The 24,621-nt window shown below is 67.5% G+C and carries 18 protein-coding genes and 1 riboswitch; of the genes, 7 read left to right on the top strand and 11 right to left on the bottom strand.

Going from position 1 to position 24,621, the window contains the following annotated elements; translation table 11 throughout:
* Positions 1 to 48: 48 nt before the first annotated feature.
* Together J7J50_RS22705 and J7J50_RS22700 are read right to left on the bottom strand one after the other, a co-directional pair.
* Positions 49 to 987, bottom strand: a complete 939-nt coding sequence (locus J7J50_RS22705) for a M23 family metallopeptidase (protein ID WP_215058052.1) — start codon at positions 985 to 987, stop codon at positions 49 to 51.
* Positions 988 to 1,042: 55 nt separating this feature from the next.
* On the bottom strand, positions 1,043 to 2,143 hold the full coding sequence (locus tag J7J50_RS22700; RefSeq protein WP_215058051.1) for a phytase: 1,101 nt from the start codon (positions 2,141 to 2,143) through the stop codon (positions 1,043 to 1,045).
* A 149-nt stretch (positions 2,144 to 2,292) separates the two neighbouring features.
* Positions 2,293 to 2,414, top strand: a riboswitch (SAM riboswitch).
* Positions 2,415 to 2,483: 69 nt separating this feature from the next.
* On the opposite strand from J7J50_RS22700, the gene J7J50_RS22695 reads away from it, so the two are divergent.
* From J7J50_RS22695 to J7J50_RS22675, 5 genes are all read left to right on the top strand, one after another.
* On the top strand, positions 2,484 to 3,548 hold the full coding sequence (locus J7J50_RS22695; RefSeq protein WP_235111046.1) for a homoserine O-succinyltransferase: 1,065 nt from the start codon (positions 2,484 to 2,486) through the stop codon (positions 3,546 to 3,548).
* A 26-nt stretch (positions 3,549 to 3,574) separates the two neighbouring features.
* Complete coding sequence (locus J7J50_RS22690) at positions 3,575 to 4,786, top strand: O-succinylhomoserine (thiol)-lyase (protein ID WP_343222562.1); 1,212 nt, start codon at positions 3,575 to 3,577, stop codon at positions 4,784 to 4,786.
* Entirely contained in the window at positions 4,783 to 5,916 is a 1,134-nt protein-coding gene (locus J7J50_RS22685; RefSeq protein ID WP_215058048.1) for a homoserine dehydrogenase, read from the top strand. The genes J7J50_RS22690 and J7J50_RS22685 overlap by 4 nt, the downstream gene beginning before the upstream one ends.
* Before the next feature lie 319 nt (positions 5,917 to 6,235).
* Positions 6,236 to 7,393 carry a DUF3089 domain-containing protein gene (locus tag J7J50_RS22680; protein WP_215058047.1) on the top strand — a complete coding sequence of 386 codons (1,158 nt, stop codon included), beginning with the start codon at positions 6,236 to 6,238 and terminating at the stop codon, positions 7,391 to 7,393.
* 63 nt (positions 7,394 to 7,456) lie between these two features.
* Complete coding sequence (locus J7J50_RS22675) at positions 7,457 to 7,963, top strand: hypothetical protein (RefSeq protein ID WP_215058046.1); 507 nt, start codon at positions 7,457 to 7,459, stop codon at positions 7,961 to 7,963.
* Between the two features lie 185 nt (positions 7,964 to 8,148).
* Here the strand turns inward: J7J50_RS22675 and J7J50_RS22670 are convergent, their stop codons facing one another.
* Together J7J50_RS22670 and J7J50_RS22665 are read right to left on the bottom strand one after the other, a co-directional pair.
* Positions 8,149 to 8,730 carry an NAD(P)H-dependent oxidoreductase gene (locus tag J7J50_RS22670; protein WP_215058045.1) on the bottom strand — a complete coding sequence of 194 codons (582 nt, stop codon included), beginning with the start codon at positions 8,728 to 8,730 and terminating at the stop codon, positions 8,149 to 8,151.
* 28 nt (positions 8,731 to 8,758) lie between these two features.
* Entirely contained in the window at positions 8,759 to 9,133 is a 375-nt protein-coding gene (locus tag J7J50_RS22665) for a DoxX family protein (RefSeq protein WP_215058044.1), read from the bottom strand.
* A gap of 104 nt (positions 9,134 to 9,237) precedes the next feature.
* Between J7J50_RS22665 and J7J50_RS22660 the strand changes: the two genes are divergently transcribed.
* A complete protein-coding gene (locus J7J50_RS22660; RefSeq protein WP_215058043.1) occupies positions 9,238 to 10,188 on the top strand; it encodes a LysR family transcriptional regulator in 951 nt (316 codons plus the stop codon).
* Between the two features lie 60 nt (positions 10,189 to 10,248).
* Here J7J50_RS22660 and J7J50_RS22655 read toward each other — a convergent pair whose 3' ends face one another.
* The 7 genes from J7J50_RS22655 to J7J50_RS22625 all read right to left on the bottom strand — a co-directional run bounded on the left by J7J50_RS22655 (position 10,249) and on the right by J7J50_RS22625 (position 23,830).
* Positions 10,249 to 12,333 (bottom strand): glycosyl hydrolase family 18 protein, encoded by a 2,085-nt coding sequence (locus J7J50_RS22655; protein ID WP_215058042.1) that lies wholly within the window; start codon positions 12,331 to 12,333, stop codon positions 10,249 to 10,251.
* 888 nt (positions 12,334 to 13,221) lie between these two features.
* On the bottom strand, positions 13,222 to 15,246 hold the full coding sequence (locus J7J50_RS25320; RefSeq protein WP_215058061.1) for a glycosyl hydrolase family 18 protein: 2,025 nt from the start codon (positions 15,244 to 15,246) through the stop codon (positions 13,222 to 13,224).
* A gap of 627 nt (positions 15,247 to 15,873) precedes the next feature.
* Positions 15,874 to 16,881, bottom strand: a complete 1,008-nt coding sequence (locus tag J7J50_RS22645) for an alpha/beta hydrolase (RefSeq protein WP_215058041.1) — start codon at positions 16,879 to 16,881, stop codon at positions 15,874 to 15,876.
* A gap of 385 nt (positions 16,882 to 17,266) precedes the next feature.
* Positions 17,267 to 18,538, bottom strand: coding sequence for a cytochrome c (locus J7J50_RS22640; RefSeq protein ID WP_215058040.1), 1,272 nt, complete (start codon positions 18,536 to 18,538; stop codon positions 17,267 to 17,269).
* Entirely contained in the window at positions 18,535 to 19,104 is a 570-nt protein-coding gene (locus J7J50_RS22635) for a (2Fe-2S)-binding protein (RefSeq protein ID WP_215058039.1), read from the bottom strand. Before J7J50_RS22635 ends, J7J50_RS22640 begins: the two co-directional genes overlap by 4 nt.
* A complete protein-coding gene (locus J7J50_RS22630; RefSeq protein ID WP_215058038.1) occupies positions 19,101 to 21,977 on the bottom strand; it encodes a molybdopterin cofactor-binding domain-containing protein in 2,877 nt (958 codons plus the stop codon). Before J7J50_RS22630 ends, J7J50_RS22635 begins: the two co-directional genes overlap by 4 nt.
* Before the next feature lie 440 nt (positions 21,978 to 22,417).
* Complete coding sequence (locus tag J7J50_RS22625) at positions 22,418 to 23,830, bottom strand: L-serine ammonia-lyase (RefSeq protein WP_215058037.1); 1,413 nt, start codon at positions 23,828 to 23,830, stop codon at positions 22,418 to 22,420.
* Positions 23,831 to 24,040: 210 nt separating this feature from the next.
* Between J7J50_RS22625 and J7J50_RS22620 the strand changes: the two genes are divergently transcribed.
* Positions 24,041 to 24,268, top strand: coding sequence for a glutaredoxin family protein (locus J7J50_RS22620; RefSeq protein ID WP_215058036.1), 228 nt, complete (start codon positions 24,041 to 24,043; stop codon positions 24,266 to 24,268).
* Positions 24,269 to 24,621: the final 353 nt, after the last annotated feature.

Genomic DNA, 24,621 nt, shown 5'->3' with positions numbered 1-24,621 from the left:
AAGCGCCGAGACTGATCCCGATTCCCGATTCCCGATTCCCGGCGCCCCTCAGCGCCCCCCGCCCGACAGCCGCAACGGCCCCTGCGGCCCGGTCATCCGGAACGGGATCGACTCCAGCCGCATCCCGCGATTGATCTGCACGGCGAAATGCAGATGCGGCCCGGTGCTGAAGCCGGTGTTGCCCGACAGGCCGATCTGCTGGCCGGCGCGCACGCGCTGGCCGACCCGCACGATCACGCCGTCGTCGGCCTTGAGATGGGCGTACAGGGCCATGCTGCCGTCGTCGTGGACGATGCGCACGAAGTTGGCGCGGTCGCCGAATTTCTCCAGATTCAATCCGGCCTTGTCGAAGTCGGTCTCGACCTGCATCACCGTGCCGTCGCGCGCGGCCAGCACCGGCGTGCCGATCTCGGCGGCGAAATCCACCGCGTAGCGATGCTCGGGTTCGGTGTGGCTGAAATGGCCGCCGTAGCCCTGGTCGATGCGGAATTGCTGCTGCTGCAGCGGCAGCAGGTAGTCGGCGTTCTGCGCGCGCGCGTCCGGATCGCCGGGCACCGAGCGCATGCTCAGTTCGAAATCGCCGCCGCGGGTCGGGTCTTGCGCGCTGAGCACGCTGACCACCGCGCTGCTGCGCGCGGCCACCGTCGCGCTGGCCGGCAGCAGCGGGCTGCCGATGATGTTGTTGCTGTGGGTGAAATCCAGGCGCACTTCGATCGGCCCGGACAGGGTGTTGTCGGCCCAGGCCAGATAGCGGTCGCCGTCCTGCTGCACGCGCAGCCGCGCGATCGAGCCGGGCTCGGCGCGGAACGGAATCACTTTGACTTCCGACGGCGGCGCCGAGGCGGGGGCGCGATCGCCGTAGTGGGTGATGCCGCTCTTGTCGGTCCAGCGATACAGCTTGCCGGCCTGCACCGCGTGCGCGGCGAGCAGGGTCAGGCACAGGCCGAGGGCGATGCGGCGTTTGGCGGAGGGAGTCGGGCGCGGCATGGTTCGGTGCGAAGGACGGATGCGATGGAGGGCGGGAGGATCGGTACGGCGCGGGTCAGTCCAGACAACTCGATTGCAACTGCAGAGCGCGCGCGATGTCGCCCAGATCGAAGCCGGTCACCGAGCGATCGTCGTGCACCGCGTACAGCGCGCCGGTCGGAAAGGTCTTGGTGCCGGCGGCGTGCAGGGCGATGCCGTCGGTGTGCGCGGTGACCTCGCCGCTGAAGCTGCCTTGCGGCTTCAGGGTATCGCGGTCGAACACGTGGAAGATCGTGCGCGGCATGAGTTGATCGACCGCGATCCAGTAACCGCCGCCGCCGGGGCAGCTCCACAGCGCCACGCCCTCGGCCTGGGCGTCGAAGGAGCGATCGGGCAGACGGCGGCCGGTGTAGCGGCCGGCCAGGGTGTATTCGCGCAGGGTGGACAGGTGGCGCTGGTCTTCGTCGGCGATCAGCAGGCGGTCGTTGGCCGGGTCGCCGGAGATCGATTCGACGATGCGCAGCGCCGCGTCCTCGCTGACGTCGCCGAACGCGCCCAGGTATTCGCTCGACATCCGGTCGTCGTCCTCCAAGCGCAGGCGATAGCGGCGCACGCGCTGGTCCAGCTCTTTGAGCGGCGGCACGCGGTCGAATTTCTCGCCGTACATGAAGCTGTCGGTGATGTAGGCCTCCAGCTCGCCCGGCGCGGTCTCGTTGACCCACACCCCATACGGACTGCGCAACTGCGCGTCGCCGAAGCTGCCGACCGGAGTGAAACCGGGCAGGCGCAGCACCTGCACGCGGTGGTTGTCGCGTTCGACCACGAACAGATAATCGGCGAACACCGCCAAGCCGTTGGGTCGCTTGAACTGGCCCAGCGCGGTGCCCTTGGCGCCGACGCTGCGCAGGCGTTCGCCGCTGTCGGCGTCGTAGACGGCCAGGCTGTGGGTGGACTTGGCGCTGGCGATCAGCCAGGTCGAGCCGTCTTCGCCGGGCCAGGTGGCGAGCGAGTCGAGCTCGTCCTGCGGGCTTTCCTTGGAGACGAAGCGCTCCGGCACGATCCGCAGCCCGGCCGGGCCCGCACTGGCGGTGCGGGTTTCCGATTCCAGGACCGGGTGGGCGGCGCAGGCGGACAGCAGCAGGCTGGCGAGGACGGCGGCGACGAGGCGGCTATTCATCGGCACAAGTGTATGCGGGCCCGATGGCAACGGGGTGGCGGCCGCATCCGCTTTGAGCACTCGGTCGGGTCCGGGGCTGGGCTAAATGATAAATCGCTATATGCGGATGAAGCGATTGACACGCCCCGCGGCCGTGGGCAGACTACGTCCATCCATCGAGACCGGCAGAGGGACAGGCCCTTTGAAGCCGGGGCAACCCAAGGCGGCGCAAGCCGCGTGAAGGTGCCAATTCCTGCGGCCCGCCCTGGAGGCGTTGGTCGGAAGATGGTTGCGAACACGCGCAGCGATGCGCGTGCGCGACTTGCGAACTCGGTGGCCCCGTTCACTTCGGATGACCGCCATGAGCTTCGCCCCCAGCACCGCCGCCTTCGATCGCGCCGACAGCTTCGTCTCCTATTCCGCCGCCGCCGCGCCGGTCGCTTTCGAGCGCACCGCCAGCGCCCGCGCCGCGGCGACGCGCGGCGAAGTGCGCATCGAACTGGAGCTGCGCTATTCCGGCCGCCGCGCGCTGACCTTGCGCTACGAAACCCAGGGCGACGCTTCGCTGCCGGCGCTGTTCGTCGCCGGTGGAATCTCGGCGCACAAGCATCTGGCGCCCAGCCGCGAGTTCGGCGAGCAGGGCTGGTGGGAATGCCAGGTCGGCGCCGGCCGCTCGCTGGACCCGACCCGCTATCACCTGGTGTCGTTCGACTGGATCGGCGCCGACGGCTCGCTCGACATCGTGCTCGATCCGGCCGACCAGGCCGACGCCATCGCCGCGCTGCTCGACGCTCTGCGCATCGAACGCCTGCAGGCTTTCGTCGGTTACTCCTACGGCGCGATGGTCGGCCTGCAGTTCGCTTCGCGTCATCCGACCCGTGTCGGCGAACTGGTCTCGATCAGCGGCACCCACCGCGCCCATCCCTACGCCGCCGCCTGGCGCGCGCTGCAGCGCCGCGCGGTCGCGCTCGGCGCGCTGCAGTGCGACGAAAGCCAGGGCCTGGCGCTGGCGCGCGAACTGGCGGTGCTGAGCTACCGCACTCCGGAAGAATTCGCCGAGCGTTTCGGCGCCGCGCAGGTGGTCGATGGCCGCGTGCGCGTCGCCGCCGAGGACTACCTCGACCATTGCGGCAACAAATACGTCGCGCGCACCCCGCCGACCGCGTTCCTGCGCTTGTCGGAATCCATCGACCTGCAGCAGGTCGATCCGGCCAGCGTGCGCATTCCGGTAACCGTGGTCGCGGTGACCGAAGACCGTCTGATCCCGCTGGGCGAGTCCTACGACCTGATCGAGCGGCTGCGCGGCGAAACCCGCCTGCGCGTGCTGCGCTCGATCTACGGCCACGACGCCTGCCTGAAAGAGCAATCCCAGATCGACACCATTCTTCGCGAAGCGTTGGCCGACTGTACGTCGGTGGCCGCATGAGCATTCATAACTACGGAGCGGCCCACGTGAGCATCGATTCGACCCTGACCAGCACCCGCAATCCCTGTACCGCCGCCGTGCGCGCCGGCATCGACCGCGACATCGCCCACGGCGCCGTCACCCCGCCGATCGTGTTGTCGTCCAACTTCAGCTTCGCCGGCTTCGACCAGAAGCGTCAGTACGACTACACCCGCAGCGGCAACCCGACCCGCGATCTGCTCGGCGAAGCGCTGGCCGAACTCGAAGGCGGCGCCGGCGGCGTGATCACCTCCACCGGCATGTCCGCCATCACCCTGGTGCTGCACGCCTTCCTCAAGCCCGGCGACCGCATCGTGGTGCCGCACGACGGTTACGGCGGCAGCTGGCGCCTGTTCAACGCGCTGGCCGCCAAGGGCGCGTTCGAGCTGATCACCGCCGACCTCACCGACCCGCGTTCGCTGACCGAAGCGCTGGCCACCGGTCCGGCCGTGGTCTGGATCGAAACCCCGTCCAACCCGCTGCTGCGCATCACCGACCTGCGCTTCGTGATCGAAGCCGCGCAGGCCAAGGGCGCGCTGACGGTGGTGGACAACACCTTCCTGTCGCCGGCGCTGCAGCGCCCGATCGCGTTCGGCGCCGATCTGGTCGTGCATTCGACCACCAAGTACATCAACGGCCACAGCGACGTCGTCGGCGGCGCGGTGGTCGCGAAGACCGCCGAACATCATCAGCACCTGACCTGGTGGGCCAACGCGCTGGGCCTGACCGGTTCGCCGTTCGACGCCTTCCTGACCCTGCGCGGCCTGCGCACGCTCGATGCGCGCCTGCGCGTGCATCAGGAAAATACTCAGGCCATCGCGGCCCTGCTCGACAGCCATCCGGCGGTGCGCGTGGTGCATTACCCGGGCCTGGAATCGCACCCGGGGCATGCGCTCGCCGCGCGCCAGCAGAAGGGCTTCGGCGCCATGCTCAGCGTCGAGATCGACGGCGGCGTGGACGCGGTGCGCGCCTTCGTCAACGGCCTGACCTGCTTCACCCTGGCCGAATCGCTCGGCGGCGTGGAAAGCCTGGTCGCGCATCCGGCGACCATGACCCACGCGGCGATGTCCGCCGAAGCGCGCGCCGCCGCCGGCATCGGCGACGGTCTGCTGCGCCTGTCGGTCGGCATCGAGCATGTCGATGATCTGATCGCCGACCTGGAAGCCGCGCTGGAACGCGCGAGCGCGGTGGTGGCCACGGCGGCGCGCGTCAAACGATGAACGTCGTGGCCGGTGTTGCGCATTCGGACAGCTTGCACGCGCTGGCGCCGCCGGAGCGCGGCCGCGCGACGCGGGCGCCGGCGCGGGTGGCCCTGCTCGGCACCGGCACGGTCGGCGGCGCGGTGATCGCGCGCCTGGCCGCGTGGCGCGATGCGCCGCTGGGCCAGCGGCTGTCGCTGGTGCACGTGGCCAATTCGCGTCGCGCCGTGGTCGGCGAGGACGGAATCGCCGCGGACGCGGCGGTGTCGGCCCTGGCCGGCTCGGCGCGGGCCAGTTCGCTGGACGAAGTCGCCTTCGCGCTGGAAGGCGAAGGCGCGCGGGTGGTGATCGACGCCACCGCCAGCGAAGCGGTCGCCGAACGTCATCCGCAATGGCTGGCGCAGGGCATCCACGTGGTTACCGCATGCAAGATCGGCCAGGGCACTTCGCTGGCGCGCTGGCGCGCGATCCGCGAAGCCTGCGCGCTGGGCGGCAGCGGCTACGGCGACAGCGCCACGGTCGGCGCCGGCTTGCCGTTGCTGCGCAGCCTGCGCGAACTGCAGAACGGCGGCGATCGCATCCACGCCATCGCCGGCGTGTTGTCGGGTTCGCTGGCATGGCTGTTCAACAATTACGACGGCATGCGCGCGTTCTCGGCGCTGGTGCGGCAGGCGCGCGACGCCGGTTACACCGAGCCGGACCCGCGCGACGATCTGTCCGGCGAAGACGTGCGGCGCAAGCTGCTGATCCTGGCGCGCGCCTCGGGCGTGGCGCTGGATGCGGGCGAGGTCGAAGTCGCCTCGCTGGTGCCGGCGGAACTGGCGATCCTGTCCAGGGACAGCGTCGATGCGGCCTTGCCCGCGCTCGATGCGCCGCTGCGCGAGCGCTATGCGCAGGCCTACAAGAACGGCGAGAAGCTGCGCTTCATCGCCCGCCTGGAGCGCGGCGAGGACGGCCGCGCCACGGCCAAGGTCGGGCTGGAATCGCTGCCCGGCGATCATCCCCTGGCCGGCGGCGCCGGCACCGACAACAAAGTCGCGATCTGGTCGGATCGCTACCGCACGCAGCCGCTGGTGATCCAGGGCCCGGGCGCGGGCGCGGAAGTCACCGCGGCCGGGTTGCTCGACGACGTGCTGCGTCTGGTCGGCTGAAGGTCTCGCGGCCGCGGCCGGCCGTTGGCCTGAGACGGCAGCGACCGGCGCTTGGCGCCTGATCGCGACATCGGTCACAGCGCTGCGGCAGTGATCGGATTGGGCCCGCGCGCCACCACGATCGCGTCAGCCCGGCACCGTCCCTGGGATGCTCGGCACAAGCGATTACGACCGTGGTCACTTCGTGTCCATGCCCGCGGCACGCAGCGCGATATCCGGCATTATTCGGTTGCACGATCGCACTGGAATGCCGTCGCCGCTGCGGTCACACTCGGGCGCAGGCGAGCGATCCCCGCTCGCCCGACGCTCGCAGGCGCGCATGAAAACGATCCGATGGCCTTGGTTGGCGCTGCTCCTGATTTCGCTGTGCGGCTGCGCGCGCATGTTCGATCCCAAGCACGATTTCGATCGCAGCCCCGAACCCGGCGCGCCGGATTACCGCGACCCGCGCTCCTGGGCGGCGCTGCCGGACATACGCGACGCCTCCGACTCCACGCCCCTGGGCATGCGCAATCGCCAGCACGACGCGCCCGTGGACGTGTTCTTCATCCACCCGACCACCTATTTCGCGCGCGCGCACTGGAACCAGCCGCTCGACGACGAAGACGCCAACCGCGGCACCGACTTCACCCTGCGCGCGCAGGCCAGCGCCTTCAACGACAGCGGCCGCATCTACGCGCCGCATTACCGGCAGATGTCGCTGAGCGGTTACGTATCGGCCTCCGACGCCGATCGCGACAGAGCGCTGGACCTGGCCTACGCCGACGTGCGCGCGGCCTTCGCCGTGTATCTGCAGCAGTGGTCGAAAGGCCGGCCTTTCATCATCGCCGCGCATAGCCAGGGCAGCGGACACGGGCTGCGCCTGGTGTCGGAATTGATGTCGGATTTGTCCGCCGACCCGGCCCTGCGCAAGCGTCTGGTCGCCGCCTATCTGATCGGCGCGGCCGTGCCGGAGGACGCGCTCAAGCGCACCATTCCCGGGGTGCCGCTGTGCGCGTCGCCAACGCAGACGCGTTGCGCGGTGTTCTACAACTCGGTCGAAGCCGGCGCAGACGTGCCCAAGCGTTTCGAGCATGTGCGCGCCTGGTATCCGGGCGGCTATCGCACGACCGAACAACCGCGGCTGCTATGCGTCAATCCGGTCACCTGGCGCGCCGATGCGCTGGCCAGCCCGCTAACCGCGCATCGCGGCGCGGTGCATGCCGAGCCCAACCGGCCCTTGCCCGAGCCGCAGGTCGGCCGGGTGACGGCGCAATGCGACAACGGCCTGCTCGCGGTCACGCTGCCGGACGGCGAATGGCGCAAGTGGTGGTTCGGCGGCGACCAGCACGTCAACGATTACCAGTTGTTCTACATGGACATCCGCGCCAATGTCGCCGAGCGGGTGGCGGCGATGACGCGTCGCGGCGGCGCCACGGTCACCGCGCCCGCGCCCAAGCCGAAGCGAAACAGCAAGCCGCGCAAGCCGGCGCCGTAAGCGGGGCGCGCGGTTTTCGATGCGCCGCGCGATGGCGCGGCGCGAGTCGGCTACCCTTCGCCGATGGATTTCGACGCCGACATCATTCCGGGCCGTTCGATCGGTGGCCTCGCATTGGGCGAGGATGCGCTCGAACTTGTCGTGCGGCTGCAGCATGAGGGCCGGGTAAGTCAGCGGCCGGCGTTGAATCCGGATTTCAGTTGTTATCAGGTAGACGAAGCCTTGGTCCTGATCGTGGATCATCGCGATTTCCGGATCGTCAATCTCGCCGCGCTCGCCGGTTATCGCGGACGGCTGTTCGGCTACATCCATGCCGGCATGAGCGTGCACGAGTTGATCGCCGGTGCGCCGAGCGCGGTGTTGAAGGCGATGCGTCCGCGCAACGAATTTCTTTATCTGGATCGCGCGCAGAGCGTCGGGTTTGTGTTGCCGCCGGACTACGACGATGTCTGCGATCGGGTCGAGGATCTGCCGGCGGATCTGCGTCTGGAGGCGTTGTATGTGGTGCCGGCTTCGATGCATCAGGTGGCTGGGCGCGACGGCAAGTTGGTCTGGCGGCCGGTCGGCTGAGGGCGCGGAAAGGCAAATCCCCCGGCGCAGCCGGATTCATCTGAAACAGGCCGCGCAGGCGCCAGCCCCCTTTTTCAAAGGGGGCGAATTGTCGCGCCCCGCGTCGCCTGCTTCTTCCCTTGCCTTTGCAGTTCCCCCCTTTGAAAAAGGGGGGCAGGGGGGATTCGCTCTTGCTCGCAAACAGCTCAAGCCACCCTCCGCTCACGCGCCGCCTTCAACGCCTGCGCCCACCAAAGCAACTGATCGAACATCGCCTCGCGCGCCTGAGTCAGATAAGCGTAATCGTCCAACGCCCGTCCCTGCTGCAAGATGCCGAGAAACGGCTCCAGCCCGATATGCACGGCATTGCGGATCGGCGCCATCTTCAATTCGATCGCATGCTGGCGCAGTTGCTCGATTGCGCGCGAGCCGCCGACGCCGCCGTAGCCGACGAAGGTCACCGGCTTGTCCGCCCACTCCACGAACGCCGAATCCAGCGCGTTCTTGAGCACGGCGGTCGGGCCGTGGTTGTACTCGGCGGCGGTGAGGATGTAGCCGTCGTATTCGCCGATGCGCTTGCGCCAGGCGTCGGCGGCCGGGTTCTGGTAGATGCCGCCGGTGAACGACGGCGGCACCGGTTCTTCGAACAACGGCAAGGGGTGGTCGCGCAAGTCGAGCGTGTCGAGTGGCAGGCCGCGCGCTTGCGCGCCGGCCTGGACCCAGGCGGCGGGCACGTCGGCGAAACGGTTCGGGCGGGTGCTGCCGATGATCAGGGCGATGCGGGGCATGGAGGTTCCAGGGTGATGGCGAAAACGATCAGGCGGCCGCTGCCGGCGCGCGGGTCGGGCGCAGCCGCCAGGCGACGAACGCGGCGAGGGCGCCCAGCACCAGGGCCGGCACCGGGCTGCCGCCGATGAAAAACACATGCACGGCGATGGCGCAGAGCATGGTCGCGAGCAGCAACACGCCGCCGAAGAAACCGCCGCGCGGCACCAACAGCAGCGCCGCGGTGGCGAGTTCGGTGGCGCCGGTGACATAGCGGAACCATTGGCCGAAGCCGAGCCGTTCGAACAGCTCGACCTGGAACGGCAGACCGGCCAATTTCGTGGCGCCGGCGGCGATCAGGGCCACGGCCAGGACGATGCGCAGCATCCAGGTCAGCGGCGAGGAGGCGGGGGAGGGGTGGGACATGGCCGGAACGCTCGAAACAGGGACGATGCGAAACGATAGGCCCTGGTCGATTACTCGAAAAAGTGGGTTAATTGTATTTCAGTCGTCCATCCAGGCGAGTAATCGTGCTCGACATCAACGCCGTCGCCGTGTTCGTCCAGACCGTCAAGACCGGCAGCTTCGCCGCCGCCGGGCGCCGCCTGGGGCAGCCGGCGAATACCGTCAGCCGGCGCGTGCAGCAGTTGGAAGAGCAACTGGGCACGCGCCTGCTGCAACGCTCCACGCGCAAGCTCAGCCTGACCGGCGCCGGGCGCGAATTCTTCGACCGCTGCGTGGCCGGCATCGAGGACATCGAAAGCGCGCAGGCGGCGATCAGCGAAGGCAACGGCGAACCGCGCGGCACCGTGCGCGCGGCGGTGGTCGCGGACTTCTTCGAATTCTTTCCGCTCGAACGCATCGAGCGATTGCTGAGCCGGTATCCGGAGCTGAAGCTGGAGTTCGTGCTCAGCGACGCGCACATCGACTTGATCGAGCAATCGATCGACGTGGCGTTTCGCGCCGGCGATCTGCCGGACTCCAGCCTGGTCGCGCGCCGGCTCAGCGACAGCCAAAACCATGTGCTGGCGGCCTCGCCCGCGTATCTGCGCAAACACGGCAGCCCGGCCACGATCGCCGAGTTGGCCGAGCACGATTGCCTGATCGCGCCGGCCGCGCAGGGCCGCGCGAACTGGCGCCTGGACGGGCCCGAAGGCGCGGTCGAGGTGCGCGTGGGCGGGCGCTTCGCTTCCAATACCTTGCTCAGCCAGGTGCGCGGCGTGCGCGCCGGCCTGGGCATCGGTTTGTTGCCGCAGTCGCTGATCGCCGACGACTTGCGCGCGCAGGGGCTGGTACGAGTGTTGCCGCAGTACAGCCGCCGCAGCGGCGGCATGTTCGCGGTGTATCCGACCCGGCGTCAGGTGCCGCGCGCGGTCGCGGTGTTGATCGAGGTGGTCGAGTCGTCGCTGCGCGAATTGCTGGGGGCAAGCAGCGGGAGCGGATGCATCGAGCCGGACACCGCATCGCGGCATCCGGCTTAGGATTCAAGCGCCCCTCTCGTCGCAACGAGAGGGGCGCGGTTCATGCCAGCGCCGGCGGCTTTACTTCAAGCCGTTGCTGACCGCATTGATCAGACTGCCCTGAGCATCGTCGCCGCTCAGGTCCCAGGCGAACGCGCCGCCGAGGTTTTGCGTTTTCACGTAGCTCATCTTGCGCGCAATCATTTCGGGCGTGTCGTAGCTCCAGAAGGTCGAGCCGTCGTACTTCCAACTCGCCAGCGCGGCCGAGTCGGTGAACACGGTGCCCGGCTTGTTCTTCAGCACCCGGTAGTCGTCCACGCCCTGGACGTAGGTGGCCGGCGCGGCGGTGCCGCGTTGGTACAGGCCGTTGTTGACGTTGGGCACGTTGGTCCAACCGCGGCCGTAGAAACCGATGCCGAAGTTGAGCTTGCCGGCGGGCACGCCGCGAGACAGGAAGGCTTCGACGGCGTCGTTGCCGTTGTAGAGCTTGATGTCGCCGATGGACGGATCGCCGGCCGAGTTGAACAAGGCGCTGTGGTGATTGGTCGACGATTCCCACGCACCGTGGAAGTCGTAGGTCATCACGTTGATGTAATCCAGATAGGGATGATAGGCCGCAGGATCGGTGACCCGGATCTTGTCGATGCCGGCGCCGACCGCGGCGGTCAACAACAGGCCCGGACGCACCGCGTCGAGCTGGCGGCGGAACTCGGCCAGCAACGCGGTGTAGTTGGCATTGTCTTCCGGACGGATCGCCGCCGGGCAGTCGAGACCGCACACCACCGGGTATTCCCAATCGATGTCGATGCCGTCGAAAATGCCGGCCGCCACGCCGGGACCGCCCGCGGAGCCGACGGCGGCGTTCCAGCTGTGGTTCGCGATCGGCAGGTTGCCCTTGATGTAGGCGTCCACGCAGGAAGCGACGAAGGCCTGACGGTTCTCCGGACGCGCCGCGCTGGAGAAGCCGCGCGACCAGGTCCAGCCGCCGAGCGAGATCAGCACCTTGATGTTCGGGTGTTTGGCCTTGAGCTTCTTGAGCTGATTCCAGTTGCCGCGCAGGGGCTGGCCGGTGACGTCGGCGACGCCATCGATGCTTTTCGATGCATCGAACGCGGTGACGTAGTCGGCATCGGCATCGCCGCCTTCGCCGGTGCTTTCATTGGTCTTCAGCGTCACGCCGACCTGGCAGCGGTTGTCGCGCACGTTGCCGAAGGCGTAGTTGATGTGGGTCAGTTTGTCCGCCGTGCCGCTGGTTTCCAGATTCTTGACGAAGTGATTGCGGTCGTAAATGCCCCATTGGACGAAGTATCCGATCACGCGCTTGTTGCCATCGGCACCCGCCGGGGCCTGGGTGGTCGCGCTGACCGAGCCGCTCTGCGCCGAGGCGTTGCCGGCGTTGTCGCGCGCGCGCACGGTGAAGCTGTAGGCGGTGCCGGGGTTGAGTCCACTGGCGGTGTAGCTGGTCGTGGTCGGCGAACCGATCAAGCTGCCGCTGCGATAGACGTCGTAGCCGGCCACGCCGTTGTTGTCGGTGGAGGCGTTCCAGGTCAGCGAGACGTTGCTGGAGGTCTGCGAGGGCGAAGCCAGACCGCCGGGCACGCTCGGCGGCGTGGTGTCGGAGGAACCGCCGTTGACGGTGATGCTGACCGCGGCGGAGGTGGTGGTCGCGTTCTGATTGTCCTTGGCCACCGCGGTGAAACTGTGGCTGCCGGCGGTGGCGTTGTTCCAGGTGACACCGTAAGGCGAACTGGTGTCGACGCCGAGCGAGGTCGCGCCGCGGAAGAACTCGACGCTGGCGATGCTGCCGTCGCTGTCGGCCGCGTTGGCGCTGACGGCGATGTTGGCGCCGGCGGCGTAGGTGGCGCCGTTGGTCGGCGCGGTCAGCGAAACGCTCGGCGACTGATTGGCGGTGCCGCCGGTGCTGCACACGCCCAGATCGGCGTAGTAGCCGCAACTCGGGCAATACGTCGGCGCCGCGTTCCAGATTTGGGTGGAGACTCGATACAGATGGTTTTGATAAGTGAACTTGTCGCCGGGGTTGTAGATGGTCGAGGCGTTCCAGGCGGCCACGGCGGTACAGGAGGCGGTTTGCGCCTGCGCCACAGGCAGCGCCAATGCGGCTGCCAGGCCGGTCGACAGCAGGTATCGGGGTAGTGCGGATCTCATCGGATGGTCCTTGATTGCATCGTTGGTCTTGCCGCTGGCAGGCAAGGCCGGATCGATTTCCGCTCATGGGCTTGTGGATGCCTGGAGGCTGGCGCCTCTCGGGGCGAGCGGGTTACGTGGGTGCGGCGAAGAACACGGCGCGATCGGTGGCGGTCGATCGGCCTGGATGGCCTGTCCAGATCGGGACAGGGCGGAAGGCGCTCCTTTGGCAGTTGAGACACGCCGGCTTCGGATTTACGCCGGCACAACCAGCAAGGACAGGGCTGACAACGTTGTCAACGAAATTTTCAAACTTTGTGATGGCTATCGCTAAAGGCATTGATCGCATACGGCTGCACCGCAACTATTTGTTGCGATGCAGCAGGATCTTGCGAAAAATAGTCAATGAAATTAGTGACATACGTGAGGCCTTCCATGACATGAAAGGCACCTTCTGGTCCGGAAGGCTCGATCGGCAGCCAGGCGGCCTGCCCGCGGTGTCGCGCGCGATGGCCGGTTTGCCTTCGGTGACAGTGGGCTGGAGCCATCCGAATCGGATGGCGATGTCCGCATTCGATTCGCGCGAACCGGCTTGCACAAACGAAATCGGAGCGCCGATCGGGGGGATGACCGGCGCTCCGCTGCAGATCACCGGGACGTATCGCTCGTCGCGGCTTTGCAAAACTTGGACTTCGAAACGCGCACGGCGATGGCCCGTGCGCGGTTCCCGGCAATAAGCGGGGTGCGGCGCCGGAGCGGTCGCAACGCGTGGGGGTGCGTTGCGTTCGGCGCTGACCCCAACCCCGCCCGAGCGCAGAGCGTTCGGGCGTTGCGCGACGCGTGGGCCATCGGCTCGCGAGCCGCGTCGCCTCTCCCCCGCAGACGGGAGAGAGACGGTGCTGCGAGGAATTACTTCAGGCCGTTGTTGATCGCGGTGGCCAGGCTGCCTTGCTCGTCGTCGCCGCTGAACTCCCAGAAGAACGCGCCGCCCAGGTTCTGCGTCTTGACGTAGCTCATCTTCTGGCCGATCAGCGCCGGCGTGTCGTAGCTCCAGAACGTGTTGCCGTCGTACTTCCAGGTAGCCACGGCGGTGTTGTCGGTGTAGATGGTGCCGGCCTTGTTCTTGAGGACCTTGTAGTCCTCGATGCCGGCTTCGTACGTACCCGGCGCCGCGCCGCTGGCCGGCCGATACAGGCCGTTGTTGACGTTGCCCACGCCGGTCCAGCCGCGACCGTAGAAGCCGATGCCGAGGTTGATCTTCGAAGCCGGCACGCCGCGCGACAGGAACGCCTCGATGGCGTCGTTGGAGTTGTAGAGCTTGGTGTCGCCGGCGGACGGATCGCTCGGCGAAGCGAACAGCGCCGAATGATGGTTGGTCGCCGGGTCCCAGCCGCCGTGGAAGTCGTAGGTCATCACGTTGATGAAATCCAGGTACTGGTGGTACGCACCGGGACTGGTCACGCGGATCTTGTCGATGCCGGCGCCGACGGCGACGGTCAGCAACAGGCCCGGGCGCACCGCGTCGAGCTGACGGCGGAACTCGGCCAGCAACGCGGTGTAGTTGGCATTGTCTTCCGGACGGGCCGCCGCCGGGCAGTCGATGCCGCACACCACCGGGTATTCCCAATCGATGTCGATGCCGTCGAACACACCGGCCGCCGCGCCCGCGCCGCCCGCACCATCGGTCACCGGCAGGTTGCCCTTGATGTAGGCGTCCACGCAGGAAGCGACGAAGGCTTGACGATTTTCCGCGCGCGCTGCGCTGGGGAAGTTACGCGACCAGGTCCAGCCGCCCAGCGAGATCAGCACCTTGATGTTCGGGTACTTGGCCTTGAGCTGCTTGAGCTGGTTCCAGCTGCCGCGCAGCGGCTGATCCCAGGTGTCGCTGGCGCCGCTGACGCTTTCGCCGGCCTGGAAGGCCTTGGTGTAATCGGCGAACGCATCGCCGCCGGCGCCGGTGTTCGGATCGGACGGAACGGTCACGCCGACTTCGCAGCGGTTGTTGCGCACGTTGCCGAAGGCGTAGTTGATGTGGGTCAGCTTGCTGGCCGAGCCGCTGGTGTCGATGTTCTTGACGCGGTAGTTGCGGCCGTAGATGCCCCACTGAGCGAAGTAGCCGATCACCTTCTTGCCGCCGCCCGGAACGGTCGGCTTGGTGGTCGCGCTGATCGAGCCGCTCTGCGCCGAGGCGTTGCCGGCGTTGTCGCGCGCGCGCACGGTGAAGCTGTAGGCGGTGCTGGGGTTGAGGCCGCTGACGGTGTAGCTGTTGCTGGTCGGCGAACCGACCACGCTGCCGCTGCGATAGACGTCGTATCCGGCCACGCCGCTGCCGCCGCTGTTGTCGGTGGAGGCGTTCCAGGTCAGCGAGACGCTGTTGGAGGTCTGCGAGGGCGAAGCCAGACCGCCGGGCACGCTCGGCGGCGTGGTGTCGGAGGAGCCGCCGCTGACGGTGATGCTGACCGCGGAAGATGTCGTGGCCGCGTTCTGGTTGTCCTTGGCCACCGCGGTGAAGCGGTGGCTGCCGGCGGTGGCGTTGTTCCAGGTGACGCCGTAGGGCGAGCTGGTGTCGACGCCGAGCGAGGTCGTGCCGCGGAAGAATTCGACGCTGGCGATGCTGCCGTCGCTGTCGGCGGCGTTGGCGCTGACCGCGATGTTGGCGCCGGTGCTGTAGGTAGCGCCATTGGTCGGCGCGGTCAGCGACACGGTCGGCGACTGATTGCCCGGGCCGGTGCCGCACACGCCCAGGTCGGCGTAGTAGTTGCAACTGGGGCAATGCGTCGGCGGCGTGTTCCAGATCTGGATGTTGGCCTGATACAGATGGCTCTGGTACGTCAGCTTGTCGCCGGCGTTGTAGATGGTCGAAGCGTTCCAGGCGGGAACGCCGTTGCAGGCAGCCTGCGCGAACGCCGTCGAAAACGACGACGCGGCGAGCATGCCCGACAGCAGTAGCAGATTGGCGGACCGTGCGTATCTCATGGTGCTTCCTCTCTCCCGTGCATAGCCAAGATTTCGCCGGCCATGACCGGCCAGCAGCGTTTCCCGCCCGTGTTGAAGGAAGGCCTTCGAACTCCTTCCGCCGTGCATGGGAGGCTGATGCCTCCTCGAGTGATCGGCGGACCGGCCGCCGTCGGTGATGCCGTGCTGCCGCGCACTGCCGTGGGAACGGCGCGACCGGGCGATAACCGGTCCGTGCGTTGTTGCCTTGCCGTGTGATTGCTGCGAACCGGGGCGCGACCTGCGCCGCGTCGTGCCGAGTCATCTCCCTTGCTGCTTCGGCTGGTCCGCGGGTTGCGAACGCAAGCTGGAATTCGCTGACAACGTTGTCAACTTTCTGTGTCCTTCTTTGCGCTGTGGTTCACAAAACGCTGCGCGGAACCCCTGACAACGTGTGTCGTGAGTGCCCGGCTTTGCTGCGCCGCAACGTGCCCGCGCGTGGCTATTTGCCTTGAAACGGACAATTCAATGTCCTAAAGACAAGTGTGTGCACAGGCGTGCGGCTGGACGGCCGCATGGCGGCCGATGGCGGGGCGAGGCGGTCGGCGCGAGCCGGGTGCGAAGCGGTCAGCGACCCGCGTTGAGGCGATCCAGCAAGGCGGCATTGAAGCGCTGCGGCGCCTCGACCTGCGGCGAATGACCGAGGTCTTCGAACTCGATCAACGTCGCGCCCGGAATCGCGCGCGCGGCGGCGCGGCCGAGTCGCGGATACAGGCCCAGCCTGGCCTTGAGCTCATCGGAGGCCAGATCGCGATTGATCGCGGTGCGGTCGCGCTGGCCGATGAACAAGGTGGTCGGCACGCGCAGGTTGGGGAGTTCGTGCACCACCGGCTGGGTGAACACCATGTCCGAACTCAGCGCCTGATTCCAGGCGACGCGTTCGCGGCCGGGGCCGGCGTAAAGGCCGGCGAGCATGTCCACCCAGCGCTGATACTCGGGTTTCCATTGGCCGCCGTAGTACACGGTCTGCTGATACTGCTTGATCGTCGCCGCCGTGGTCTTGAGCTCGCGCGCGTAGTTGCCGTCGACGCTGCGCCACGGCACGCCGAGCGCTTTCCAGTCTTCCAGTCCGATCGGATTGACCAGCAGCAGGCGCTCGCTGGCCTGCGGATACATCAACGCATAGCGCGCGGCGAGCATGCCGCCCATGGAATGGCCGACGATCGCCGCGCGGTCGATGCCGATCGATTCCAGCAGCGCGTGGGTGTTCGCGGCCAGCTCATGCAGGCTGTACTGGTGATGCGCCGGCTTGCTGGATTTGCAGAAACCGATCTGATCCGGCGCGATCACCCGGTAACCGGCCTGCGCCAAGGCCGCGATCGAGGTTTCCCAGGTCGCGGCGCAGAAATTCTTGCCGTGCAGCACCACCACGGTGCGGCCGTTGGCCTGGGCCGGGCGCACGTCCAGGTATGCCATCCGCACTTTCTCGCCTTGGGATTGGAAGGCGTAGTGCTGGACCGGGTAGGGGTAGTCGAAGCCTTCCAGCTCGGGGCCGTACATGGCCGGCGCCGGATCGGCGGCGTGCGTCGACAGCGCGAACAAAGCGGGGAGCAGGGCGGAAAGGGACATGCGCATCGGATGCATCCACTCGGCGGGGTACTCGCATCCTAGCCACTCCGCGCTTTTGTAGGAGGGGCTTCAGCCCCGATGCTTTTGTTTCAGATCACCGCATAGGAGCGGAAAGCATTTTTGTAGGAGGGGCTTCAGCCCCGATGCTTTCCTTTCAGATCACCGCATCGGAGCAGAAAGCACCTTTGTAGGAGGGGCTTCAGCCCCGATGCTTTTCTCTCAGATCACCGCATCGGAGCGGAAAGCACTTTTGTAGGAGGGGCTTCAGCCCCGACGCTTTTGTTTCAGATCACCGCATCGGAGCGGAAAGCATCGGGGCTGAAGCCCCTCCCACAAGAGCAAAAGCCTCCCACAAGAGCAAAAGCCACTTCTCCGGCAGCCGCAACCGCACTCAATGCCGATCCGCCCCGTCCTCACGCAGCCCGCGCACCTGCTTCGCCGTCACCGCGCCTGCCTGCCCGCCGTACCGCGTGCGCAACCACTGCGCCAGTTCCGCGACCTGCGCGTCGTCGAGTTGATCGGCGAACCCAGGCATCTCCTGCATGCGCTCCAGCCCGGGCAGATCGTGCTCAGGCAGGCCGTCGAGGATGGCGACGATCAGGTTGTGCGCATCGCCATCGCGCAGGCTGCTGTTGCCGAGCAAGGCCGGCGCCACATGCGGCACGCCCGCGCCGTCGCGGCCGTGGCAGCCGGCGCACAGCGCGAGGTAGCGATCGCGCGCCGGCGTGGCGACGGCCGCGGCCAGCACCGGCGTCGCGACCGGCGCCGGCGGTTGATCGCCGGTGAGGTAGGTGGTGATCGCGTCCAGATCGTTGGCATTGAGACGACTGGTGGACAGATTCACGACCTTGAGCATCTCGTCGGACGCGACCGCATGCGCGGCGACGCCGCTGGCCAGATATTCGCGCAGCCCATTGCGATCCCAGCCGCGCGCGGCCAGCGCCTGCGGCGTCAGCGCGGGCGCGGCGAAGCGCCCCAGCGCGTCGTTGCCGCTGAGCGGCGCGGCGCGATCGACTTGTCCGAGCCAACCGCGCGGGCTGTGGCATTCGCCGCAATGGCCCAGGGTTTCGACCAGATACTCGCCGCGTTTCCACGCAGCCGACTGCCCCTGCGACGCCGGTTTCGCCGTGGCGCCGGCGAACAACCCGTTCCAGGCATGGATGCCGGTGCGGATGTTGAACGGAAAGCCGACGCCGTTGGCGCGGTTGGGCTGCTTCACCGCCGGCCGCGTCATCAGGTAGGCGTAGATCGCGTCGCTGTCTTCGCGCGCGATGGTCTTGTAGGAGACGTAAGGCATCGCCGGATACAGCTGATGGCCGTCGCGCGCTTCGCCGCGGGTGATCGCGTGGAAGAACGCGTCGGCGTCGTAACGGCCGATGCCGGTGTCGGCGTCGGGAGTGATGTTGGTGCCGTGGATGGTGCCGAACGGCGAGGCCAGCGGTACGCCGCCGGCGAACGGCGCGCCGCCCTCGGCGGTGTGGCAGGCCGCGCAATCGGCGGCGGCGGCCAGATAGCGGCCGCGCTCGATCAGCTCCGGCGCAGCCTGCACCTGCAGCGCCGGACCGCGCTGATACCAGCGCGCGATCAGCCAATCGATCAGCAGCCACGCCAGCACGATCAGCGCCAGCCACGCAATCCGGCGTTTCCAGCGTCGCTTGCTCATCGCGGCGCCTCCTCGTCCAGAGGCACCTGCGCCAGCACCAGTGCTTCCACCGCCTGGTAGTAGCGGACATAGCCGGTGCAGCGGCACAGATGCGGATTCAAGGCTTCGGTGATCAGCTCGCGCACTTGCTCGCGGGTGTAGCGTTGGGCTTTCTTGCGGCTCAGCTGTTCCAGCAATACGGTCGCGGCATTGACGAAGCCCGGCGTGCAGTAGCCGCACTGGAAACTGAAGTGATCCAGGAACGCCTGCTGTACCGGCGAGAGTTCGACGATGGCGCCGCTGTCGTCGCGCTTGGCGTGGCCTTCGACGGTGCGGATGCGCTTGCCGTTGAAGTAGTGCGCGCCGGTGATGCAACTGCGCACCTCGCGCGGCCCCTGCTCGTCATCAACGATGACCGTGCAGGCGCGGCACACGCCCTGGCCGCAGCCGAAGCGGGTGCCGGTGAGGCCCAGGTATTCGTGCAGGACATCGACCAGCATCATGTCGTCGGGCACGTCGATGGGGCCATGCTCGCGGCCGTTGACGCTCAGCGACAGCGGAATCAGGCGCAGGCTGGACGTGCTCATGCGGCGCTCTCCTGCCGGTGCGCGGCGGCGTTTTGCCCGGCGTCGGTATCGGCCGCCGCGTAGGCGGCCAATATCTTGTCGGGCGTGACCGGCAGTTCGCGGAACCGGTGGCCGGTGGCGTGCGCGATCGCGTTGACGATCGCCGGCACGATCGGAATCATCGCCACCTCGGCCATGCCCTTGGGCGGATCGGTCGCGGAAATCGGCGGCAGCAGTTCGCCGCTCTGCCGCCACACCGCGACATCGCGCGCGCGCGGCAGGGTGTAGCGGTTGAAGTTCCAGTCGCCGTCGCCCGGGCCGCCTTCGTACAGCGGCAGGAACTCGTGCAGCGCGTGGCCGATGCCCATCGCCAGGCCGCCCTGCAACTGGCTCGACACCAACTCGGCGACGATCGGCGTGCCGCATTCCAGCACCGAGTGATGATCGAGCAATTCGACCTTGCCGGTGGCGGTGTCCACCGCGACTTCGGCCAGCGTGCCGATCGCGCTGTAGTACACCACACCGGCGTTGTTGCGCTGCACCGGCGGGTAATGCACGCGAGTGCGTTCGATCATGCGGTAGCCGTTCGCGGTCGCCGTGCCGATGCCCTTGCCGCTGCCGTCGCCCCAGCGCAGCGCCACGCCGTCCAGCGGCAGCCGCGCGTCTTCGCCGGCCAGCGGGAATTCGGCTTCGCTCCATTGCCAGCGATTGAGGTAATGCACGACCGCGCCGGTGGCCAAACCCAGTTCGTACGCCTTGGCGACCAGGCGTTGCAGCGGCAGCGGGGTCAGCCCGCCGGCCGTGAGTTTTCCATCGACCCAGCGCGCGTCTTCGCGCCGCACCGCCATCGGCGACAGTTCGCCGCCGCCGAAGCCCTGGCCCCAGATCGCCAACGCCGCCGGCCACAGGCCCTGCGTGAACAACAGCCGCGAGGCTTCACGGGTGGCGTGACTGAAGAAATACGCCGAGTTGCTGGCGCTACTGGGGCTGGCGTAGGCCGGCGTCCAGCGCGGATTGCCGATATGCGAATCCTGCGTGGCCTGCGACATCAGCCACGGATCGTCGGTGGCGATCATCGGCAGTTCCGGCCATTGCGTTTCGCCGGTGCGGACCTCGTCGGCCGGACGCCCCAACCACTTCGCGCACACCGCCGCCTGGCTGGTGGCCATGCCGGTGCCCATCTCCACGCCGATATGCCGCAGCAGCACTTCGCCCTGCGCCGAGATCGCCACTTCGGCGAACGCGGCTTCGCCGCCGGTGCCGAAATCCTTCTGCACGCAGCCGAAACCCACGCCGTAGCGCCGGCCCGGATGCGCGGCTTCGTACTCGGCCTTGCGCTTGTTGCGCTGGGTCCACAGCGGATGCTCGCGCGACTTGCGCAGCACTTCGTCGGCGCGTTGGGCGCCGCCGGGAATCGCGCCCTGGGTGTTCTTCATCCCGCTCGCGAACACGTTGCGCAGGCGCAGTTCGATCGGATCGAGCTTGAGTTCGGCGGCGATCTCGTCGATCAGCATCTCGGTCGCGCCCATGCTCTGCAGCGTGCCGTAGCCGCGCGCCGAGCCGGCGTCGAGCGCGCGCGAGGCGATCACGGTGCTGCTCAGATCGCTGCGCGGAAAGTAATAGATCGACTGCGCCGCGGTCGCCGCGACCAGACACACCGACGGCGAGAAATTCATGCGTCCGCCGCCGTCGCCGAGCATGCGCGCCTGGAACACTTCGAACCGCCCGCTGCCGCGATCGAGCATGAGCCGGTAGTGCATGCGGAAGCTGTGACGCTTGAGGCTGGACTGGAATTGCTCGTAGCGATCGTTGGCCAGACGCACCGGGCGTCCGTCGCCGTACAAGGCCGCCATCATCGCGATGAACGGAAACGGGTAGTGATCCTTCGAGCCGTAGCCGACCGTGTAGCAAGGATGCAGCACCAGTTGTTTCACGCCGAAGCGGCTCGCGGCGAGCATGAGCGGCGCGTCCTGGGCGATCTCGCCCGGCGACTGGGTGGCGCAGACCAGATGCATGGTGGCGGTGGCGGCGTCGAACCAACCGTTGGCGTTGTCGAGTTCCATCGCCGCGGTGTCGATGGATTGCGAGAAATACTCGCGCTCGATCACCAGCTTGTCCGCGCCGGGCGCGTCGAGTTCGGCCGCCATCGCATCGCCGTGGGCGATGCCTTGCGCGTCGATCTTGCCGCCGGCGTCGCCGAGCGCCCATTGCGGGTTCTGCTTCTTGTAGCCGATGGGAAACAGCACCGTGTCCTTGTAGCTGGAATAGGCATCGTCGGCGAAAGCGTCGGCGCCGCCGACGCGCACGTAGCGGAACGTCGCCCACGGCGCGCGTTCCAGCGGCCCGGTGGGCTCGCCCCAGCGGATCAGGTCATCACGGAATTTGAGCCGGTTCTTGGCGGCGCGGAAGCGGGCGAAGTCGTTCCAGATCAGCAGCGCCACCGCGTGGCCGAGGTAGGCCGGGATCTTGCCCTCGGGTAGCAGCATGTCCTCGCCGTAGAACTTCGGAAAGGCGACGCCGTCGCGGGCGAGGTCGGCGGCGGTGACGACGCGATCGGGTTGCAGGTCGGCCGGCAGCGAGGACAGATCGAAGCCCTGGTAGATCCGGTCGGCGTAGGTGCCGCGCAGCAGCATCGCGTGCGCCTGCTCGCGCGGCCAGCCGGGCAGATCGCGCGAACGCATGTCGTAGCTGAAGATTTTTTCGCCGCTGACCTTGGCGGTGGCGTCGGTGCGATAACGCACGCGGCCGTGGGCCGGGTCCCAGGGCAGCGGCCGCAGCCGTTGTTTTTCGAACAGCGCGGCGAGCGCGGCGCTGCCGGGCGCGGCGACGTAGACGGAAATGCCGGCGACGACGCTGCATTTGAGGAAGTCGCGACGGCTTAAGCGGGCTGGCATGGACGGGGGACTCCGGCTGGCTCTGCCGGAATAGTAGGCGCATGTTGCGGGGCAATACGCGGTGAAATTTTCCGCCGGGCGGGGTGGTGTGGCGTATCGGGTGGCTTCGCGTGCCCTCACCCCGGCCCTCTCCCGCGTCGCGGGAGAGGGAGTTTCAATGCACTGGCACAGGGTGCGCTTGCTGTTGTGGGAGGGGCTTCAGCCCCGATGCTTTTCGATCCGATGCGGCCGGACTGCGGGGCGATTTGAGCGAAAAGCATCGGGGCTAAAGCCCCTCCTACTCAAGCCTCTTCAGCCCACTCTTCGCACCACCGATCGATTGCCCGCGCGGCCAACTCGGGACAGGCCTGCAACAGAAAATGCGGCGCCTCGATCTCGACACAACGCATCCCCGGCGCGATGCGCGCCGACTTCGCGCAGACGATGCGCTCACCGCGCGATCAGCACTCGATCACGTTGACGGCCAGGCCGCCGCGCGAGGTTTCCTTGTACTTGTCCTGCATGTCGCGGCCGGTGTCGCGCATGGTCTTGATGACCTTGTCCAGGCTGACCTTGTGCTTGCCGTCGCCGCGCATGGCCATGCGGTAGGCGTTGATGGCCTTGACCGCGCCCATCGCGTTGCGCTCGATGCAGGGAATCTGCACCAGCCCGCCGATCGGATCGCAGGTCAGGCCCAGGTTGTGTTCCATGCCGATTTCGGCCGCGTTCTCGATCTGGCTGGTGGTGCCGCCGAGCGCGGCGACCAATCCGGCCGCGGCCATCGAGCAGGCCACGCCGACCTCGCCCTGGCAGCCGACTTCGGCGCCGCTGATCGAGGCGTTTTCCTTGTACAGGATGCCGACCGCGGCGGCGGTCAGAAGGAAATTGCGCACGCCCTGCAGATTGGCGCCGGGGCAGAAGCGATCGTAGTAGTGCAGCACCGAGGGAATGATGCCGGCCGCGCCGTTGGTCGGCGCGGTGACCACGCGGCCGCCGGCGGCGTTTTCTTCGTTGACGGCGAGCGCGTAGAGGTTGACCCAGTCGAGCACGGTCAGCGGATCGCGCATCGCAGCTTCGGGCTTGGTCGACAACTCGGCGAACAGGGTCGGCGCGCGGCGCGAGACGTGCAGGCCGCCGGGCAGGGTGCCGGTTTCGCGGATGCCGCGCGCGACGCAGGCCTGCATCGCGTTCCAGATTTCGTCCAGGCCGGCGTTGATCTGCTCATCGGTGCGCCACACGCGCTCGTTGGCCATCATCATTTCGGCGATGCTCAGGCCGCTGCTCGCGGCCTGGGCGAGCAGTTGGTCGCCGGAGTGGAACGGGTAGGGCTGATCGGTAGTGTCGGCGACGATGCGATCTTCGGCCGCTTCGTCCTGATTGACCACGAAGCCGCCACCGACGGAGTAGTAGTCGCGCGTGGCGATCACGTTGCCGTCGGCGTCGAAGGCGGTGAAGCGCATGCCGTTGGTGTGGAACGGCAGTTTCTGGCGCTTGTTCATGATCAGGTCGTGCTTTTCGTCGAAGCCGATCTCATGCCGCCCGAACAGGTTGATGCGCTTGGTCTTGCGGATGCGTTCGAGCGCGGCGGGGATGATGTCCGGGTCGATCTGATTCGGCCAATGGCCTTCCAGTCCCATCAGCACCGCTTTGTCGGTGCCGTGGCCGCGGCCGGTCAGCGCCAGCGAGCCGAACACTTCCGCGCGCACGCGCGCGGTGCGGGCGAGGTCCTTGCCGAGCGAGGCGGCATCGTCGGCGTTGCAGCCTTCGATGAGCCAGCGTTCGATGAAGCGCGCGGCGGCGCGCATCGGGCCGACGGTGTGCGAGGAACTCGGGCCGATGCCGATCTTGAACAGGTCGAAACTGCTGACTGCCACGGGCTTGCTGCTCCAACGATAGGGGTCGGACGTTGCTGGCGATCCGCGCGGGCAGACGGGGCGTCCGCGCCGCGAGGGCGGTAGGGCGCTTATTCTACGCGCGCGCCGTTGCGGCGAGTGCTGCGGCTTTCACGGCCCGGCCGCGCTGTTTTCGGATTTTCCCGCCATACCGCGGCGAATTGACCGCGACCCAACGATGAAGGCCGGACTGTGCTGACTTTGTTCCAACGCGACGATTGTCATCTGTGCGACTTGGCGCTGGAGGTATTGGCGCGGGCGCGGGCGCCGGAGTTCGAGAGCGTCTTCATCGATGAGGACGCGGTGTTGGAGGCGCGTTATGGCGAGCGGGTGCCGGTGTTGCGCGATGAGGGGCGTGGGGTGGAGTTGGATTGGCCGTTCGATGCGGGGCGGGTGGTGGAGTGGTTGGGGGAGGGGTGAGGGTAGGCGTTGCGATCGCGTCTTCGCTTGCTCAGCTCTTCTTTGCCTTGCCTTGCCGTGCTTCGCTTTGGCTTGCTTCCAGCTGATGCCGTTGCCGTTGTCTTTGCTTGGGCTTGGCTGTGGCCCGGCGCCGCTGGTAACTCGCGAGACCGAAGGACACCCGAAGGGCGGCGCACATGGACGTGCGCCGGGTGCCACCTTGGGCAGGATGCCCAATGTGGGACCTGCCTGCGCAGGCACCGCACTCGTGGCTTTTGACTCGAAACAGCTAAAGCCCTTTCTTTGGTTACTTTCTTTGTGGCTTTGGACAAAGAAAGTGACCCGCCGCTCTATGGCGGAAGCGTTTAGCGTTT

Source organism: Lysobacter sp. ISL-50, assembly GCF_018612875.1.
In the GTDB taxonomy this organism is placed as follows: Bacteria; Pseudomonadota; Gammaproteobacteria; order Xanthomonadales; family Xanthomonadaceae; genus Lysobacter.
Note: the sequence above shows the minus strand (reverse complement) of the source record. Positions and strands in the feature narration are given on the sequence as shown.

What these genes read in the sequence shown, in the direction of transcription:
- J7J50_RS22705 (WP_215058052.1), bottom strand. Translation starts at nt 987, where the DNA reads ATGCCGCGCCCGACTCCCTCCGCCAAACGCCGCATCGCCCTCGGCCTG.
- J7J50_RS22700 (WP_215058051.1), bottom strand. Translation starts at nt 2,143, where the DNA reads ATGAATAGCCGCCTCGTCGCCGCCGTCCTCGCCAGCCTGCTGCTGTCC.
- J7J50_RS22695 (WP_235111046.1), top strand. Translation starts at nt 2,484, where the DNA reads ATGAGCTTCGCCCCCAGCACCGCCGCCTTCGATCGCGCCGACAGCTTC.
- J7J50_RS22685 (WP_215058048.1), top strand. Translation starts at nt 4,783, where the DNA reads ATGAACGTCGTGGCCGGTGTTGCGCATTCGGACAGCTTGCACGCGCTG.
- J7J50_RS22680 (WP_215058047.1), top strand. Translation starts at nt 6,236, where the DNA reads ATGAAAACGATCCGATGGCCTTGGTTGGCGCTGCTCCTGATTTCGCTG.
- J7J50_RS22675 (WP_215058046.1), top strand. Translation starts at nt 7,457, where the DNA reads ATGGATTTCGACGCCGACATCATTCCGGGCCGTTCGATCGGTGGCCTC.
- J7J50_RS22670 (WP_215058045.1), bottom strand. Translation starts at nt 8,730, where the DNA reads ATGCCCCGCATCGCCCTGATCATCGGCAGCACCCGCCCGAACCGTTTC.
- J7J50_RS22665 (WP_215058044.1), bottom strand. Translation starts at nt 9,133, where the DNA reads ATGTCCCACCCCTCCCCCGCCTCCTCGCCGCTGACCTGGATGCTGCGC.
- J7J50_RS22655 (WP_215058042.1), bottom strand. Translation starts at nt 12,333, where the DNA reads ATGAGATCCGCACTACCCCGATACCTGCTGTCGACCGGCCTGGCAGCC.
- J7J50_RS25320 (WP_215058061.1), bottom strand. Translation starts at nt 15,246, where the DNA reads ATGCTCGCCGCGTCGTCGTTTTCGACGGCGTTCGCGCAGGCTGCCTGC.
- J7J50_RS22645 (WP_215058041.1), bottom strand. Translation starts at nt 16,881, where the DNA reads ATGCGCATGTCCCTTTCCGCCCTGCTCCCCGCTTTGTTCGCGCTGTCG.
- J7J50_RS22640 (WP_215058040.1), bottom strand. Translation starts at nt 18,538, where the DNA reads ATGAGCAAGCGACGCTGGAAACGCCGGATTGCGTGGCTGGCGCTGATC.
- J7J50_RS22635 (WP_215058039.1), bottom strand. Translation starts at nt 19,104, where the DNA reads ATGAGCACGTCCAGCCTGCGCCTGATTCCGCTGTCGCTGAGCGTCAAC.
- J7J50_RS22630 (WP_215058038.1), bottom strand. Translation starts at nt 21,977, where the DNA reads ATGCCAGCCCGCTTAAGCCGTCGCGACTTCCTCAAATGCAGCGTCGTC.